Raw genomic sequence first — 15,964 nt, 5'->3', positions numbered from 1 at the left:
CGGGGTCAGTTGGCGTCGCGGCCTTCCGTGTCGGACATGTCGAAGCCCAGATACTTGGCGACGGTATAGATATCCTTGTCGCCCCGGCCGCACATGTTCATGCAGATGATGTGATCGTCCGGCAGATCCGGCGCGATCTTCATCACATGGGCCAGCGCGTGGCAGGGTTCCAGCGCGGGGATGATCCCTTCGGTCTGGCAGCACAGCTGGAACGCGTCCAACGCTTCCTTGTCGGTGATCGCCACATATTCGGCACGGCCGATGTCGTGCAGCCAACTGTGTTCCGGCCCGATGCCCGGGTAATCCAGCCCCGCCGAGATTGAGTAGCCGTCAAGAATCTGCCCATCCTCGTCCTGCAACAGGAAAGTGCGGTTGCCGTGCAGCACGCCGGGTCGCCCGCCGGTCAGCGAGGCACAGTGCTGCATCTCGTCATTGACGCCTTTGCCGCCCGCTTCGACCCCGATAATCCGCACGCTGTCATCATCAAGGAACGGATAGAACAGGCCGATGGCGTTCGATCCGCCCCCAATGGCGGCGATCACCGTGTCGGGCAGGCGCCCCTCGGCGGCTTGCATCTGCTCCTTGGCTTCCTTGCCGATGATCGACTGAAAATCGCGCACCATGGCGGGATAGGGATGCGGCCCTGCGGCGGTGCCGATGCAGTAAAACGTGTCAGCCACATTTGTCACCCAGTCGCGCAGTGCATCGTTCATCGCGTCTTTCAGCGTGCCGCGACCCGAACTGACGGGAATGACCTCGGCCCCCAACAGGCGCATACGGAACACGTTCGGCGCCTGTCGCTGCACGTCATGCGCGCCCATGTATACAATGCATTTCAAGCCAAACTTGGCGCAGACCGTGGCCGTCGCGACACCATGCTGCCCGGCCCCGGTTTCGGCAATAATGCGGGTCTTGCCCATGCGACGCGCCAGAAGGATCTGCCCCAGCACGTTGTTGATCTTGTGCGCGCCGGTGTGGTTCAGCTCGTCCCGCTTCATGTAAACCTTGGCGCCGCCCAGATGCTGGGTCAGCCCTTCGGCAAAGTAAAGCGGGCTGGGGCGACCGACATAGTGGGTCCAGAGGTGCTGCATCTCGGCCCAGAAACTGTCATCGGTCTTTGCGTTCTCATATTCGGCCTCGAGATCAAGGATCAGGGGCATCAGCGTTTCAGACACAAAGCGCCCGCCGAAATCGCCGAACCGACCCTTTTCGTCAGGACCGTTCATGAAGCTGTTGAATAGGTCGTTGGGCATGGGTGTGGTTCCCTCAGTTCGCAGCGTGGGCAGCGGCGCAGAAGGCCGCGATCAGCCTGTCATCCTTGATCCCCGGCGCAGATTCAACCCCTGACGAGACATCGACTTGCTTCGCCCCGGTCAGCCGGATCGCCTCGGCGACATTGTCGGGCGTCAGACCGCCTGCCAGCATCCATGGACAGGGCCAGTATTTGCGCTGCACCAGCCGCCAGTCGAAGGCGATGCCGTTGCCGCCCGGAAGATCGGCCCCTTTGGGCGCTTTTGCGTCGATCAACAACTGGTCCGCCACCCCGGCGTAACGTTCGATCTGCGCGACATCCTCCGGCCCGGCAATGCCGATGGCCTTCATCACCGGCAGACCATAGCGCGCCTTGACCTGAGCCACCCGTTCGGGGTTTTCCGACCCGTGCAGTTGTAACATATCGACGAGTGTCTCGGACGTGATCCGATCCAGCAACGCATCATTGGCGTTCACGACCAGCGCCACCTTGGCAACGCCGACCGGCACATCTGTCATCAGCTTTGCCGCGCGTTCTATCGACACGTTGCGCGGACTTTTCGGGAAGAAAACAAACCCCAGATTCCGCGCCCCTGCCGACACAGCAGCCTTGACATGCTGCGCGTCCGACAGGCCGCAGATTTTGACAGTGGCACCCATGGTCGTCAGATCACTTGGCGTCGTCAATCAGGGCCAGCACATCATCGCCCGTGCGGGCCTTGGGTTCGCGCAGGGTCTTCACCTCGCGGGCCAGACGATCACGTTCTTTCCGGTGGCGCGCGCCTTCCGCGCGGATCTTGTGTTCGCGAAGCCATTCCCACACGAAGCCGATCAGGACACCGGCGATCACGCTGGCAAAAATGACCACGAACAGCGGCAAGGTCATCGACCAACTGTACCCCAGGAACCCCGCAAGCTCCTGCGGCAACAGGTTCAGGGTCACAGTCTCACGATTGGCCAGTGCAACTGTAATCAGGACGACCGCAAGGGTCGCCAGAAATAGGTAACGGATGTATCGCATAGATACCTCTTATTTGCCGTTCAAACGATCCCTGAGCAGCTTGCCGGTTTTGAAGAACGGGACGTGTTTTTCCTCGACCTCGACCGACTCGCCCGTCCGGGGATTGCGCCCGATACGAGCATCCCGTTTCTTGACGGAAAATGCGCCAAAGCCGCGCAGTTCAACCCGGTCTCCTTTCGCCATCGCTTCGATAATCTCTTCAAAGATCGTGTTGACGATACGTTCGACATCGCGCTGATAAAGGTGCGGGTTTTCATCCGCGATCTTCTGGATCAATTCCGACCGGATCATTCTGGTCCCCCCAACTGGCTATGTAATGGATTTTGCATCCTTATTCTGTCACGGATTATAGGAGCAAACCACCGCGCGTGATACAAGCATTGCCTCGTCGAACCGGCAATTTTGGCGGGAAACAGGCAGTTTTTTCGGGATTTTCGGGCCGATGCCGCAGCGGCAAATCACCATCGGCCGTTTGGTGCCGAATTGTTGCAGCGCAGCATAACCCTTTGATTCGACGCGAAACAGCCCCGCGCGCGGCACGGGGCTGTTCAAGGTTCTTTCAGGCTGGACTTAGTTGTCCTGCTTCAGGGCTGCGCCCAGGATGTCGCCCAGCGATGCACCCGAATCCGACGATCCGTATTGTGCGACGGCCTCTTTTTCTTCGGCGATTTCGCGGGCCTTGATCGACAGACCCAGACGGCGCGATTTCGAGTCCACGTTGGTCACGCGAACGTCGATCTTGTCACCGACCTGGAACCGCTCGGGGCGCTGTTCGGCACGGTCACGCGACAGGTCCGAGCGGCGGATGAAGGATTTCATGCCTTCATATTCCACTTCGATACCGCCATCCTCGATCGAGGTTACTTCAACGGTGATGATCGACCCACGCTTCACGCCGCCAATGGCGTCTGCGAAGGGATCGCCGTCCAGGGCTTTGATCGACAGCGAGATACGCTCTTTGTCCGTGTCCACTTCGGACACGACCGCTTTGACAACATCGCCCTTCTTGAAGTTCTGGATCGCGTCTTCGCCACGTTCGTCCCACGAAATGTCGGACAGGTGAACCATGCCGTCGATTTCGCCGTCGAGGCCGATGAACAGACCAAACTCGGTGATGTTCTTGACTTCGCCTTCGACCTCGGTGCCCTCGGGGTGGGTTTCTGCAAACACTTCCCACGGGTTGCGCATGGTCTGCTTCAGGCCAAGCGACACACGGCGTTTCGCCTGGTCGATTTCCAGCACCATGACTTCGACTTCCTGGCTGGTCGACACGATCTTGCCGGGGTGGACGTTCTTCTTGGTCCACGACATTTCCGACACGTGCACCAGACCTTCGACGCCCGGCTCCAGCTCAACAAACGCACCGTAATCGGTGATGTTGGTCACGCGGCCCGTGTGCACCGATTCCAGCGGGTATTTGCCGGCAACCAGATCCCACGGATCGTCTTGCAGCTGCTTCATGCCCAGCGAGATGCGGTGGGTTTCCTTGTTGATCTTGATGACCTGAACCTTGATGGTCTCGCCGATCGACAGGATTTCCGACGGGTGGTTCACACGACGCCATGCCATGTCGGTGACGTGCAGCAGGCCGTCTACGCCGCCCAGATCAACGAACGCACCGTATTCGGTGATGTTCTTGACCACGCCGTCAACAGCCTGACCTTCGGTCAGGTTGCCGATGACTTCAGCACGCTGTTCGGCACGCGATTCTTCCAGAATGGCACGACGCGACACAACGATGTTGCCACGGCGGCGGTCCATTTTCAGGATCTGGAAAGGCTGCTTCAGACCCATCAGAGGGCCTGCGTCGCGCACGGGGCGCACGTCAACCTGGCTGCCGGGCAGGAAGGCCACGGCGCCGCCCAGATCGACGGTGAAGCCGCCTTTGACACGACCGAAGATTGCACCTTCGACGCGTGCGTCGTCGGCATATGCTTTTTCCAGGCGGTCCCATGCTTCTTCGCGGCGGGCCATCTCGCGCGAGATGACGGCTTCGCCGCGGGCGTTCTCAGCCGCGCGCAGGTAAACTTCGACCTCGTCGCCGACGGCGATTTCGGGGGCTTCACCGGGGTTTGCGAATTCTTTGACGTCGACGCGGCCTTCCATCTTGTAGCCTACGTCGATGATGGCCTGGCCTGCCTCGATGGCGATGACCTTGCCTTTGACAACCGACCCTTCTTCGGGCGTGTCCATTTCGAAGCTTTCGTTCAGGAGGGCTTCGAATTCCTCCATGGTTGCTTTAGCGCACATATGCGTTTTGTTCCTTTACAAGTGCTATTCGGGCCGTGCGGTTGGCTCCGCAGGTCTTGGATTGTCCAATTTGGTCAACAGGTTAGCTACAAAACAAAGAGGGCCGGTAGCTCCGACCCTGCTCGTATCCCTGCTATCGCGGCGTTTTCACCTTGTCGACAGGGGCGGGGAATACGGGGATTCTGCCAATAAAGCAAGGGGAAAGCTGGATTGACAGGGAATGCCTGCGCCTTGTTACTGATGCACAGTTTACAACCAAACACGACGTCCGAACTGAAAGTCAACGGCATCACATGAACGACCGATCAGCACATACCCATCCATGGAAGATCAGCGATTTGGTTATGTTCCCTGCCCTCGCGATCGCCATTCTGGCGGAATATCTGATCCCGAACCGTATCGTGCCGCTGACCTTTTGGTTGCTGATCCCGGTTGGACTGGCCGTTGTCATCGCGGGGTTGAAACTGATCTCGGCCTCGAAAACTGCGCTGGAGGCGCAGGATCAACCGTCATTGCCGGGTGAACCGACGACACAGCTTGTCACGGACGGACCATACCGCTTTTCGCGCAATCCGAACTATCTTGGGGCGATCCTGATGGCCTTCGGGATGGCGATAGCCGCGAATAGTCTGTGGTTCCTGCTTGTCGCTTCCTGCGCGATGCTGGTACTTGATCGCTGGATGATCCGACCAGAAGAACGGTATTTGCACGAGACGTTCGGCCAGGAATATCGTGACTATACACAGCGGACGCGCCGCTGGTTATAGACCTTCCTCAAAACAGCGGGGTTCGGGGTCAGGTCTGGCCAAACGCCTTCTGCACCTGCGCGACGGCGGCGGCTACGGCATCCTCGATGCTCATGTCACTGGTGTCGATCGTCACCGCATCGTCGGCAGGCTTCAAGGGCGCTTCGGCGCGTTCCCGGTCGCGTTTGTCGCGGGCGATGACATCGGCAAGTACCGTGTCGCGGCTGGTTGCCGGGTGTTGTTCGACCAGTTCCAGATACCGCCGCTCGGCGCGCACTTCGGCAGAGGCTGTGACAAACAACTTCACTTGCGCGTCCGGGCAGATCACCGTGCCGATGTCGCGCCCGTCCAGCACCGCCCCACCATCGCGGGCGGCGAAGTCGCGTTGAAAATCGACCAGTGCCGCGCGCACATCCGGCAGAACCGCAACGCGGCTGGCGGCCTGTGCCACCTCGGGCGTGCGCAGATCACCGTCCAGATCCTGTGGTGTCAGCGCCTTCGCAGCCTGAACCGGATCCCCCCCGGCCAACACCTTCGCCCCCACCGCGCGGTAAAGGAGCCCGGTATCAAGATGGGCAAAACCGAAATGCGCCGCCACGGCCTTCGAGATCGTGCCTTTGCCGGCGGCGGCCGGACCGTCAATCGCGACCGTAAACCGGGTCATGTGTTCGTCCTGACGAGTTGCGCTCCCAGAGCCGCCATAAGCGGTTCGAACACCGGGAAGCTGGTGGCGATGGGGCTTCCATCGTCCAGATGAATGGGCTTCTGCGACGCCATGCCAAGACAGGCAAAGCTCATCGCGATGCGGTGATCGAGCACGGTGGCAACGGTCGCCCCACCCCGCACGCCCTCTGGCCCCAACCCACCGACCGCCCACCAATCATCGCCTTCGACGACCACGACACCAGCCGCGCGCAGGCCCGAGGCCATGGCGTCGATCCGGTCGCTTTCCTTGACGCGCAATTCATGCACGCCGGGCATGTTGGTGGTGCCTGTGGCGAAGGCCGCGACAACGGACAGGATCGGGTATTCGTCGATCATGCTGGCCGCCCGCTCTGGTGGCACCACGATGCCTTTCATATCGGGCGAATAACGCGCGCGCAGGTCGGCCACGGGTTCGCCCCCTTCGGTCCGTTCGTTTTCAAACGTCAGGTCTGCGCCCATCTCTTGCAGTGTATAGAACAGCCCCGCACGGGTCGGGTTCAGGCCGATATTCGGCACCAGCACATCCGATCCCGGCACGATCAGCGCCGCGCAGACCGGAAAGGCGGCCGAGCTTGGATCGCGCGGCACCACGATGGTTTGTGGTTGCAGCTCAGGTTGTCCGGTCAGGGTGATCACGCGGCCCTCCTCGGTCTGTTCAACCGAGATTTCGGCGCCGAAGCCGGTCAGCATACGCTCGGTATGATCGCGGGTGGCTTCCTTTTCGATCACCACGGTCTTGCCGGGCACGTTGAGACCGGCCAGCAGCACGGCCGATTTCACCTGAGCAGACGCCATGGGGGTGGTGTAACGCACCGCAACCGGTTCGCGCGCGCCGACGATGGTCATCGGCAAGCGACCCCCATCGCGCCCATAGCTTTGCGCCCCGAACAGGGCGAGCGGATCGGTGACGCGCCCCATCGGGCGCGCACGCAAGGAGGCATCGCCGGTAAAGGTCGCCGTGATCGGCTGGGTCGCCATGGCCCCCATGATCAGGCGCACGCCGGTGCCGGCGTTGCCGCAGTCGATCACGTCTTCGGGTTCGGCAAAGCCGCCGACACCCACGCCGTTCACCCGCCATTCGCCGTCGCCCAGCCGCTCCACCTCGGCCCCGAACGCCCGCATCGCGTCTGCGGTGCCCAGCACGTCCTCGCCTTCCAGCAACCCTGTGATGTGGGTTTCGCCCACCGCCATGGCGCCCAGGATCAGCGATCGGTGGCTGATCGACTTGTCACCAGGCACACGGGCCTCGCCTTTCAGCGGGCCACATTTGCGCGAAGTCATGGGGATGGCGGGGCCGTGTGCGGACATGCGTCTTCTCCTGTCGTCTTGAAAAGCTGATAGCGCAGACATCTGGGTGAGGCCAGAGCGAAAGGGGCGTTGCCCCTCGGCCTGCGGCCTCACCCCAGGATATTTTTGGCCAGAAGAAACCGGCGGGGCGCGTCAGAGGCGCCGGAAGGTCAGGTAATGGGGGATGCGGCCTTCGCGCAGGGCTTTCTGTTCATAACGGGTCGAGATCCAGTCGTCCCATGCTGTGCGCCAATCGGCGGGACGTTCCCCCAACCACTCAAAGCCCGCGCGCGGGACTTCTTCGAGGGTCTGGCGCACGTAGTCGGGTATGTCGGTGGCGACGCGAAACTCGGCCCCCGGCTTCAGGACGCGGTGGAACGGGGTCAGATATTCGGGCGTGACGAAGCGGCGTCTGTGATGTCGTTTCTTGGGCCAGGGATCGGGGTAGAGCAGGAAAGCCTTGTCGATGCTTTCATCCGGCAGCACGTCAAACAAATCGCGCACATCGCCGGGATGCACCGCGATGTTCTGGCATCCTGCCTTGCGGATCTTGCCCAGGAGCATGGCGACGCCGTTGATGTAAGGTTCGCATCCCATGATACCGACTTGCGGGTTCTGTGCGGCTTGGTGGACCATGTGTTCGCCGCCACCAAAGCCGGTTTCCAGCCAGACCGGTTTGCCACCGAACAGGGCGTTCAGGTCAAGCGGAATGCGGTCGGGATTCGCGTCCCAATCGATCGCACCGGGGCTGAGTGCCTTGAGGTCTTCATCCAGGTATTCCTGCTGGCTACTGCGCAGTCCCTTGCCCTTCAGCCGGCCATAAAAATTGCGCCACGGTGCGCCTGATTGGTGCTTGGATTTGGTTGGATCATCTTGTGTCATGGCCGCGCCTATGCCTTGCAAAGGGCGGCCGCGTCAAGTGACAGGCCGCCCTTTGTTGGTCATAACCTTTTGTCACCGCGTCAGAGCGCGTTCTGCAGCGCGTCGACCAGATCGGTTTTTTCCCAGCTGAACCCGCCATCTGCATCCGGGGCGCGGCCGAAATGGCCATAGGCGGCGGTGCGTTCATAGATGGGTTTGTTCAGCCCCAGATGTTCGCGGATGCCGCGCGGCGTCAGGTCCATCACCTTGCCGATGGCGGTTTCGATTGCTGTTTCGTCGACCTCTCCGGTGCGGTGGGTGTCGACGAGGATGGACAACGGGTGCGCCACACCGATGGCATAAGACAGTTGCAGCGTGCAGCGTTTCGCCATACCGGCGGCGACGATGTTCTTGGCCAGGTAGCGCGCGGCATAGGCGGCCGAGCGGTCCACCTTGGTCGGATCCTTGCCGGAAAACGCGCCACCGCCATGCGGAGCCGCCCCGCCATAAGTGTCGACGATGATCTTGCGCCCGGTCAGGCCGGCATCGCCATCGGGTCCGCCGATCACGAATTTGCCCGTCGGATTCACGTGCCAGACGGTTTCATCGGTCAGCCAGCCATCGGGCAGCACGTCGCGGATATAGGGTGCCACACGTTCGCGCACGTCATCCGGCGTCATCGAGGCATCCAGATGCTGGGTTGACAGAACCAGCGACGTCACCTCGACCGGCAGGTCGTTTTCATAACGCACGGACAGTTGGGATTTGGCATCCGGGCCCATCCAGCCTTCGGTGCCGTCCTTGCGCAGTTCGGCCAGGCGCCGCAGGATTGCGTGGCTGTATTGCAGGGGCGCGGGCATCAGCGCCTCGGTCTCGATGGTGGCATAGCCGAACATGATCCCCTGGTCGCCAGCCCCTTCGTCCTTGTTCTGGGCCGCATCGACGCCCTGGGCGATGTCGGCTGATTGCGCGTGCAGGAAGCTGTCGACATTCAGATTGGCCCAGTGGAACCCTTCCTGTTCATAGCCGATATCGCGCACACATTCGCGGGCGATGTCTTCGACACGCTGGATGACGGTGGCCGGGCCGCGCACCTCGCCGCCGATCACAACACGGTCGGTTGTGGCGAAGGTTTCGCAGGCGACGCGGGCCTGCGGGTCTTCGGCCAGGAATGCGTCGAGGATGGCGTCCGAGATACGGTCGCAGACCTTGTCAGGATGCCCTTCGGAAACGGATTCCGAGGTGAATACGTGGGTCTCGCGTGTCATTCGTGTCATGAAAAGTGCTCCGATGGTTAAGCCCACGCCACGTCAGGAAGCCGTTGTGGCGGGATTTGTCTTGGCGTTACATGGCAATCCGACCGTGGTCAACGCGCTTTTGTGACGCGTCGGGCCAACAGGCCGAACAGGGCAACAGTGATCAGCACGGCCAATGGCAGGTCTCCGTGGCGGGAATAAGGCGTGGGCGGGGCTGCACCGGGCAAGGGCGCATCCAGAAAGCCCGCGTGGCCCAGCGCCAGAGCATCGCGCAGTTGGCCACTTACATCAATCACCGCCGAAATGCCCGTATTGGCGACCCGGATCACGGGCAAGCCGAACTCGATCGCGCGAAACCGCGCCTGGGCGAGGTGCTGATAGGGCATCGAATAATCGCCGAACCACGCATCGTTTGTAGCATGCAGGATCCAGTCCGCACGGCGGGGTGCGGCGCGAATGTCGCGCGGAAAGATCGCCTCGTAACAGATCAGGGGAAGGACGTTGCCCGCCACCCCTGTGTCCATGAGCCGCGCACCCGGACCGGCGGAATAGCCATTTCCGGCGCGCGCGGCGAAGGCACTGATCCCGAACTCGTCCAGCCAATCGCCGAGCGGTATGTACTCGCCGAAGGGCACCAGATGGTGCTTGTCATAGCTCGCTTGCACCGCTCCGTCGGGGCCAATCAGGGCAAGACTGTTATAATACTGCATCGCGTCGCCGCGCTGCACGCCGAACAGAACCGGGGCGCCCTGTGCGGCCTCGGCCATGGTAGGGCGCAGGTCATCGGTCCAGTCCAGCAAGGTTGGCACGGCGGTTTCCGGCCAGATCACAAGGTCCGGGCGGGGCTGACCGGGGTTTGGGGCGGCAGCGGTCAGGTCGATCTGGCGGCGCACGAAATCATAGGCGTGGTCGGGATGCCATTTCAGGTGCTGCGGCGCGTTGGGTTGCACGAGGCGCAATGTGACGTCCCGATCATCCGGCAGGGGTGCGTTTTCCAATGCCTGCCCCGCAACGAACCCGCCAACCGCGCTGACCACGCCCAGCGCCACAAGCGACAGGCGCACGCGCGCGAACTGCCCCGGCACTGCGATCTGCGCCATCAGAGCGGCCATCAGGAAGGTCAACGCCCCCAATCCGCTGGCGCCAATGTAGGCGGCAAGCTGTGCATAGGGTGTGTCGATCCAGACATGCCCCGGATTGCCCCACGGAAACCCGGTGAAAACCCAGCCGCGGATCGCCTCGGCCCCGGTCAGGGCGAAGGCCACGGATAGCCAGCGAAGCGAGGGGGCGGATATGCGATGCGTCAGGGCCACCGCTGCTCCCCACAGCAGCGCAAGGCCGGCTGCCATGAAGAACAGCGCAAAGGGCGCCATCCAGCCATGCCGCGCGGCATCAATGAAGAACGGCTCGACCAACCAGGACAGCGTGACGCCAAAATAACCGGCCGCTAGCCCCCAGGCACGCCAACCCGCTTGCAACGGGGACAAGCTGCGCAGGATCAGGAATATCCCTGCCGCCAGTCCGATCAGAGTGAAGACAGGCCAGCCGAGGGGCGCGTGACCAAGGGACGCCACAGCCCCAAGGACTGCCGAAGCCAGCACCGCCCGAACACCTGCCAGACGGGGGCGATCAGTCATCAGGTTTTGACGGCACCCGCACCCGCAGACGTTTGATCCGGCGCGGATCGGCGTCGACGACTTCGATCTCGGGCCCGGCGGGATGGGCGATCACTTCGCCACGCGCGGGCACATGCCCGGACAACACAAAGACCAGACCACCCAGCGTGTCGACTTCTTCGTCGTCGATGTCGTCGCCACACAGGCCTATGCCGATCTCGGCCTCGAACTCGTCCAGCGGCGTCTTGGCTTCCGCCAGATAACAGCCGGGCTTTTCCTCGATCCACAAGGCGCCCTCTTCAAGGTCGTGTTCGTCCTCGATCTCGCCCAGCACCTGTTCGATCAGGTCTTCGATGGTCACAAGTCCGTCCACACCGCCATATTCATCAATGACCAGCGCCATGTGGATACGGTCGGTCTGCATCTTCTGCAAAAGCACCCCGATGGGCATCGACGGCGGCGCGTACAGCAGCGGGCGCAACAGCTTGTGCAGCGAAAAGGCGGGCATCTTGACGCCCGTCTGCCCGTTGAAGCCGTAATTCAGCGCAAGGTCTTTCAGGTGTACCAGTCCGATGGGCGTGTCCAGCGTGCCGTCAAACACCGGCACCCGGGTCAGGCCGCTTTCGCGAAACAACGCGACCAGTTCGTCCTTTTCGATATCGACAGGGGCCGACACGATTTCGGCCTTGGGCACCATGACATCTTCGACCCGCATACGGCGCAGGTTCATCATGCCCGGCGTGACAAACGGGGTCACGCCGTTGGTGACGGTCTGAGTGTTCTGAGGGGGTTCGCTTTCTGTATCCGTCGGGCTGAGTGCCCCGACGATACGACCGAAAAACCCGGTCTTGCTGCTTTCGGTTTCACTTGGCGCGCCTTGCGCTGCGTCAGAAGAACCGTCTTCGGTGTCGCCCATCTTTCCTTTTCCACAATCGCGCTCAATTGCGCCGCTTAGACTTTATATGGGTCTGAAATGCTCATCTTGCCAAGAATTTCAACCTCCAGCCCCTCCATCAGGGCTGCATCTTTGTCGTCTATGTGATCATAACCCAACAGATGCAATATGCCATGTACCAATAAATGGGTCACATGGGCGGGGAATTGCTTGCTCTGCGCGGCCGCTTCCTGCGTGCAGGTTTCATAGGCGATAGCAATATCGCCCAGTTCCGGATCCACGGGCGGATGGGGCACGGCGCCCGGTTGTCCGGCGGCGCGATCTTCGGACGGCCATGACAGCACGTTGGTCGGCATCGGCTTGTCACGAAAATCTCCGTTCAGCGCCGCGATCCGTGCATCATCGCACGCCAGCAGGCTGACCTCGAACGGGGTCTCATCGGGCGGGGTCAGGGACAGGTGATCTGCCACAGCCTGCGCCGCCTGTTCTGCCAGAGCTTCAAGCCCCACGGCCTCCCAGCGGTCATCTTCGACGATCACCTCCACAATCATGTCACGGGTCGCGCCGGTCGCGCTCTGCCTTTCGAACCATCGCCTTTTGTGCCGCGTCGTCATACGCCTCGATGATCCTGGCCACCAGCGGGTGGCGCACCACGTCTTTCGAGGTGAAATAGTTGAATGCGATCTGGTCGATCCCCTTCAGCAACCCTTCGGCATCGCGCAATCCGCTGTCCACGCCACGCGGCAGGTCGACCTGTGACCGGTCGCCCGTGACCACCATGCGCGAGCCTTCGCCCAGGCGTGTCAGGAACATCTTCATCTGCATTGTGGTGGCGTTCTGGGCTTCGTCCAGCACGACAAATGCATTGGCCAGGGTACGCCCGCGCATGAAGGCCAGAGGCGCGATCTCGATCCGCTTTTCCTCGATCAGCTTGGCGACCTGCTTGCCGGGCAGAAAATCATTCAGCGCGTCGTAAAGCGGCTGCATGTAGGGATCGACCTTGTCCTTCATGTCGCCGGGCAGATAGCCCAGCTTCTCGCCCGCCTCGACCGCCGGGCGGCTGAGGATCAGGCGATCCACATGCCCGCCCAGAAACATGTTCACACCCACCGCGACCGCCAGATAGGTCTTGCCGGTGCCCGCCGGGCCAATGCCGAAGGCCAGTTCGTTCTGAAACAGGTTCTGCACATAGCTCTTCTGCGCTTCGGTGCGGGGTTCGATGGTTTTTTTACGGGTCTTGATCTCGACCGCGCCGCCCTTGAACATCTCCATCTGGTCGCCGTCGCGGGTGCCGGTCCCTTCGTCGGTTCCGCCCATGCGAATCTCGGCGTCGATATCGCCCGCTTCGATTCCCTTGCCGCTTTCCAGACGCTGATACAGGGCCTGCAAGACTTCGACCGCCTTGGTGCGTGCGCTCGCCTCGCCGAACACCGCAAGCTGGTTGCCGCGCCGCACGATCTGCACGCCCAGATGGCTTTCGATATGGGTCAGGTTCTTGTCAAACTCACCGCACAGGTCGATCAACAGGCGGTTGTCGGGAAATTCAAGCAGCGCCTCTTCTGCGGATGACGCGTCGGGCGCAGCGGTCAGGTTTTCAAATCCCAATACGGGGTCTCCTGGTCAGATCCTATGATGTGATGGTGCCAAGTGCAGAGGGCGGGCGCAAGCCCCCATCGGAAATCTTCACAAATTCGACATGACGGGGCCGCGCCCTACCCGACCAACTCGCCCGCCAGCGAGTTCGGGGCACTGTCCACAATGCGCACCCGCCGCAGATCGCCCACCTGACCGTCCGGGGCATGGACGTGCACGGCATGCAGATGATCGGATTTGCCAACCATCTGCCCCTCAAGCCGACCCGTCTTTTCAAATAGGACGCCGACCTCTTTTCCGACCATGCTTTGCTGGATCGCACGCTGCTGTTCGGTGATCAGGGCTTGCAGGCGATGCAGACGGTCGGTCGCGACCGCGTCATCCACCAGCGCGCGTTCGGCGGCTGGCGTGCCGGGACGGGTCGAATACTTGAAGCTGTAGGCCTGCCCATACTTCACCTCACGGATCAGGGCCATCGTGTCTTCGAAATCCTGATCGTCCTCTTCCGGGAAGCCCACGATAAAGTCGCCTGACAACAGGATATCGGGACGCGCTTCGCGGATGCGTTCGATCAGGCGCAGATAGCTGTCCGCCGTGTGGCTGCGGTTCATCCGCTTCAGGATCTTGTCCGACCCGGATTGCACCGGCAGATGCAGATACGGCATCAGCTTCGCGCAGGTCCCGTGCGCCTCGATCAGATCGTCGGTCATGTCGTTGGGGTGCGAGGTGGTGAAGCGGATACGCTCCAACCCGTCGATCTTGTCCAGCGCCCAGATCAGTCGCGCAAGTGACCAATCGCCCCCTTCGCCCGCGCCGTGATAGGCATTGACGTTCTGGCCCAAGAGCGTGATTTCCCGCACGCCCCGTTCCACAAGATCACGGGCCTCATTCAGGATGCGGTCGACCGGGCGGCTGACCTCGGCCCCGCGGGTATAGGGCACGACGCAGAAGGCGCAGAACTTGTCGCAGCCTTCCTGCACGGTCAGAAACGCCGACGGGTTGCGCGCCGCCTTTTTCGCCCCATGCCGCACGGGCAGGTGTTCAAACTTGTCTTCTTCCGGGAAATCGGTGTCCAGCGCCTTTTCACCCTTCGCCACCTGCTCCATCATCTGCGGCAGACGGTGATAGGTCTGCGGGCCGACCACCAGATCGACCAGCGGTTGGCGGCGCATGATTTCCTCGCCCTCGGCCTGCGCGACACAGCCTGCCACACCGATTTTCAGATCGGGGTTGCCCGCCTTCAGACCTTTGAAGCGCCCAAGCTCGGAATACACTTTCTCGGCGGCTTTCTCGCGAATATGGCAGGTGTTCAGCAGGATCATGTCCGCATCATCAGGCGTGTCCGTTGCCACGTAACCGTCCGCGCCCAGCGCCTCGGCCATGCGTTCGCTGTCATAGACATTCATCTGGCAACCATATGTGCGAATGAAGAGCTTTTTCGGGTCGGACATGACGCGCAGTTCCTGCTGGATAGGGCGGTGGATCAGGCCCCGTTTCCTATAGCAAAGCCACGCCCCCCGCAACGCTTGCAAAACACCTTGATTTCATAGCATTTTAACCCGGATGCCACAGAATCCTGCGGCAAGAGAAAGGGACCGATGCGGTATCAAGGGCTGACAGATTTCCTGCGCACCGGGGACAAGGCGCTGGCCAAAGGGCCGGTGGCGATGATCTTTGCCGAAGATCTGGTCGAGGTGGAAAGCACCATCGCCCACCACCAGAAGGCCGGCTTTGCCGAGGTTCTGGTGTTTGCGCCCGACATGCTGGATCTGCCCGAAGCCGTCGAAGATACGATCCATCGGATTCCTTATGCCGTCGCCCGTGATGGGGCGGTGGAACATGCGGTCAACAAGATCATCGACGCCGCGCCCGGCACCTGGCTTTATTACTGCTTCAACGCCGAATACCTGTTCCATCCGTTCTGCGAAACCCGGTCGATCGGAGAGTTGCTGGCCTTTCACACCGAAGAACGGCGCGACGCGGTGCTGAGCTACGTCGTGGACCTGTATGCGGATGATTTATCGCAGCACCCAAACGCCGTGGCGTTGGATCATGCGTTTCTGGACAAGTCGGGCTATTACGCGCTGGGCCGACCGGACGACGACGGAAACCCAAGCGAGCGGCAATTGGATTTCTTCGGCGGGCTGCGGTGGCGGTTCGAAGAGCACATTCCCCCGGCCCGGCGCAAAATCGACCGAATCTCGATCTTCCGCGCGAAGAAGGGGTTGAAGCTGCGCCCTGACCACACATTCAGCGATGAAGAATACAATACCTATGCCTGTCCCTGGCACAACAACATCACGGTTGCGATTGCCAGTTTCCGCATCGCCAAGGCATTGAAATCAAACGCCGGGTCCACCTTCGACATCCCGACGTTCAAGTGGCATAACTCGACCCGCTTCGACTGGAACTCGCAACAATTGCTGGACCTTGGCCTGATGGAGCCCGGGCAGTGGTTCTAGGCCATCCGGGGCCGTCCCTTT

The 15,964-nt window shown here is 61.5% G+C and carries 16 protein-coding genes and 1 riboswitch; of the genes, 2 read left to right on the top strand and 14 right to left on the bottom strand.

The window, feature by feature from the left end:
• Positions 1-5: 5 nt before the first annotated feature.
• From trpB to rpsA, 5 genes are all read right to left on the bottom strand, one after another.
• The gene (gene trpB / locus MUY21_RS05875) at positions 6-1,253 is read right to left on the bottom strand and encodes a tryptophan synthase subunit beta (protein WP_248409412.1); all 1,248 of its coding nucleotides are present in this window, start codon (positions 1,251-1,253) and stop codon (positions 6-8) included.
• A 13-nt stretch (positions 1,254-1,266) separates the two neighbouring features.
• Entirely contained in the window at positions 1,267-1,911 is a 645-nt protein-coding gene (locus MUY21_RS05870) for a phosphoribosylanthranilate isomerase (RefSeq protein ID WP_248409411.1), read from the bottom strand.
• A gap of 10 nt (positions 1,912-1,921) precedes the next feature.
• Positions 1,922-2,272: a LapA family protein gene (locus MUY21_RS05865; RefSeq protein ID WP_248409410.1), complete on the bottom strand. Its 351-nt coding sequence runs from the start codon at positions 2,270-2,272 to the stop codon at positions 1,922-1,924.
• 9 nt (positions 2,273-2,281) lie between these two features.
• Positions 2,282-2,563, bottom strand: coding sequence for an integration host factor subunit beta (ihfB, locus tag MUY21_RS05860; RefSeq protein ID WP_091428481.1), 282 nt, complete (start codon positions 2,561-2,563; stop codon positions 2,282-2,284).
• 279 nt (positions 2,564-2,842) lie between these two features.
• On the bottom strand, positions 2,843-4,522 hold the full coding sequence (gene rpsA / locus MUY21_RS05855; RefSeq protein WP_191286136.1) for a 30S ribosomal protein S1: 1,680 nt from the start codon (positions 4,520-4,522) through the stop codon (positions 2,843-2,845).
• A gap of 152 nt (positions 4,523-4,674) precedes the next feature.
• Between rpsA and MUY21_RS05850 the strand changes: the two genes are divergently transcribed.
• Positions 4,675-5,289, top strand: coding sequence for an isoprenylcysteine carboxylmethyltransferase family protein (locus tag MUY21_RS05850; protein ID WP_282568961.1), 615 nt, complete (start codon positions 4,675-4,677; stop codon positions 5,287-5,289).
• Between the two features lie 28 nt (positions 5,290-5,317).
• Here the strand turns inward: MUY21_RS05850 and cmk are convergent, their stop codons facing one another.
• The 9 genes from cmk to miaB form a co-directional block, all read right to left on the bottom strand.
• Entirely contained in the window at positions 5,318-5,932 is a 615-nt protein-coding gene (cmk, locus tag MUY21_RS05845) for a (d)CMP kinase (RefSeq protein WP_248409408.1), read from the bottom strand.
• The gene (aroA, locus tag MUY21_RS05840; protein ID WP_248409407.1) at positions 5,929-7,281 is read right to left on the bottom strand and encodes a 3-phosphoshikimate 1-carboxyvinyltransferase; all 1,353 of its coding nucleotides are present in this window, start codon (positions 7,279-7,281) and stop codon (positions 5,929-5,931) included. The genes cmk and aroA overlap by 4 nt, the downstream gene beginning before the upstream one ends.
• A 132-nt stretch (positions 7,282-7,413) precedes the next feature.
• Complete coding sequence (locus MUY21_RS05835; protein WP_248409406.1) at positions 7,414-8,142, bottom strand: tRNA (guanine(46)-N(7))-methyltransferase TrmB; 729 nt, start codon at positions 8,140-8,142, stop codon at positions 7,414-7,416.
• An 80-nt stretch (positions 8,143-8,222) separates the two neighbouring features.
• Complete coding sequence (gene metK, locus MUY21_RS05830; protein WP_248409588.1) at positions 8,223-9,389, bottom strand: methionine adenosyltransferase; 1,167 nt, start codon at positions 9,387-9,389, stop codon at positions 8,223-8,225.
• 15 nt (positions 9,390-9,404) lie between these two features.
• A riboswitch (SAM-SAH riboswitch) is annotated at positions 9,405-9,454 on the bottom strand.
• A gap of 33 nt (positions 9,455-9,487) precedes the next feature.
• A complete protein-coding gene (lnt, locus tag MUY21_RS05825) occupies positions 9,488-11,014 on the bottom strand; it encodes an apolipoprotein N-acyltransferase (RefSeq protein ID WP_248409405.1) in 1,527 nt (508 codons plus the stop codon).
• A complete protein-coding gene (locus MUY21_RS05820) occupies positions 11,007-11,909 on the bottom strand; it encodes a hemolysin family protein (protein ID WP_248409404.1) in 903 nt (300 codons plus the stop codon). Before MUY21_RS05820 ends, lnt begins: the two co-directional genes overlap by 8 nt.
• A gap of 35 nt (positions 11,910-11,944) precedes the next feature.
• Positions 11,945-12,439: an rRNA maturation RNase YbeY gene (gene ybeY, locus MUY21_RS05815; protein ID WP_248409403.1), complete on the bottom strand. Its 495-nt coding sequence runs from the start codon at positions 12,437-12,439 to the stop codon at positions 11,945-11,947.
• A gap of 1 nt (position 12,440) precedes the next feature.
• On the bottom strand, positions 12,441-13,493 hold the full coding sequence (locus tag MUY21_RS05810; RefSeq protein ID WP_248409402.1) for a PhoH family protein: 1,053 nt from the start codon (positions 13,491-13,493) through the stop codon (positions 12,441-12,443).
• Positions 13,494-13,600: 107 nt separating this feature from the next.
• A complete protein-coding gene (gene miaB, locus MUY21_RS05805; protein ID WP_248409401.1) occupies positions 13,601-14,932 on the bottom strand; it encodes a tRNA (N6-isopentenyl adenosine(37)-C2)-methylthiotransferase MiaB in 1,332 nt (443 codons plus the stop codon).
• Positions 14,933-15,079: 147 nt separating this feature from the next.
• On the opposite strand from miaB, the gene MUY21_RS05800 reads away from it, so the two are divergent.
• Complete coding sequence (locus MUY21_RS05800; RefSeq protein ID WP_248409400.1) at positions 15,080-15,943, top strand: hypothetical protein; 864 nt, start codon at positions 15,080-15,082, stop codon at positions 15,941-15,943.
• Positions 15,944-15,964 lie beyond the last annotated feature (21 nt).

The organism is Aliiroseovarius sp. S2029 (assembly GCF_023195575.1).
Taxonomy (GTDB): Bacteria; Pseudomonadota; Alphaproteobacteria; order Rhodobacterales; family Rhodobacteraceae; genus Aliiroseovarius; species Aliiroseovarius zhejiangensis.
Note: the sequence above shows the minus strand (reverse complement) of the source record. Positions and strands in the feature narration are given on the sequence as shown.

Bases quoted from the DNA above. Each gene is read 5' to 3' on its own strand.
- miaB (WP_248409401.1), bottom strand. From the start codon at position 14,932: ATGTCCGACCCGAAAAAGCTCTTCATTCGCACATATGGTTGCCAGATG.
- lnt (WP_248409405.1), bottom strand. From the start codon at position 11,014: ATGACTGATCGCCCCCGTCTGGCAGGTGTTCGGGCGGTGCTGGCTTCG.
- ihfB (WP_091428481.1), bottom strand. From the start codon at position 2,563: ATGATCCGGTCGGAATTGATCCAGAAGATCGCGGATGAAAACCCGCAC.
- ybeY (WP_248409403.1), bottom strand. From the start codon at position 12,439: ATGATTGTGGAGGTGATCGTCGAAGATGACCGCTGGGAGGCCGTGGGG.
- MUY21_RS05865 (WP_248409410.1), bottom strand. From the start codon at position 2,272: ATGCGATACATCCGTTACCTATTTCTGGCGACCCTTGCGGTCGTCCTG.
- MUY21_RS05820 (WP_248409404.1), bottom strand. From the start codon at position 11,909: ATGGGCGACACCGAAGACGGTTCTTCTGACGCAGCGCAAGGCGCGCCA.
- trpB (WP_248409412.1), bottom strand. From the start codon at position 1,253: ATGCCCAACGACCTATTCAACAGCTTCATGAACGGTCCTGACGAAAAG.
- aroA (WP_248409407.1), bottom strand. From the start codon at position 7,281: ATGTCCGCACACGGCCCCGCCATCCCCATGACTTCGCGCAAATGTGGC.
- metK (WP_248409588.1), bottom strand. From the start codon at position 9,389: ATGACACGCGAGACCCACGTATTCACCTCGGAATCCGTTTCCGAAGGG.
- cmk (WP_248409408.1), bottom strand. From the start codon at position 5,932: ATGACCCGGTTTACGGTCGCGATTGACGGTCCGGCCGCCGCCGGCAAA.
- MUY21_RS05870 (WP_248409411.1), bottom strand. From the start codon at position 1,911: ATGGGTGCCACTGTCAAAATCTGCGGCCTGTCGGACGCGCAGCATGTC.
- rpsA (WP_191286136.1), bottom strand. From the start codon at position 4,522: ATGTGCGCTAAAGCAACCATGGAGGAATTCGAAGCCCTCCTGAACGAA.
- MUY21_RS05800 (WP_248409400.1), top strand. From the start codon at position 15,080: ATGCGGTATCAAGGGCTGACAGATTTCCTGCGCACCGGGGACAAGGCG.
- MUY21_RS05835 (WP_248409406.1), bottom strand. From the start codon at position 8,142: ATGACACAAGATGATCCAACCAAATCCAAGCACCAATCAGGCGCACCG.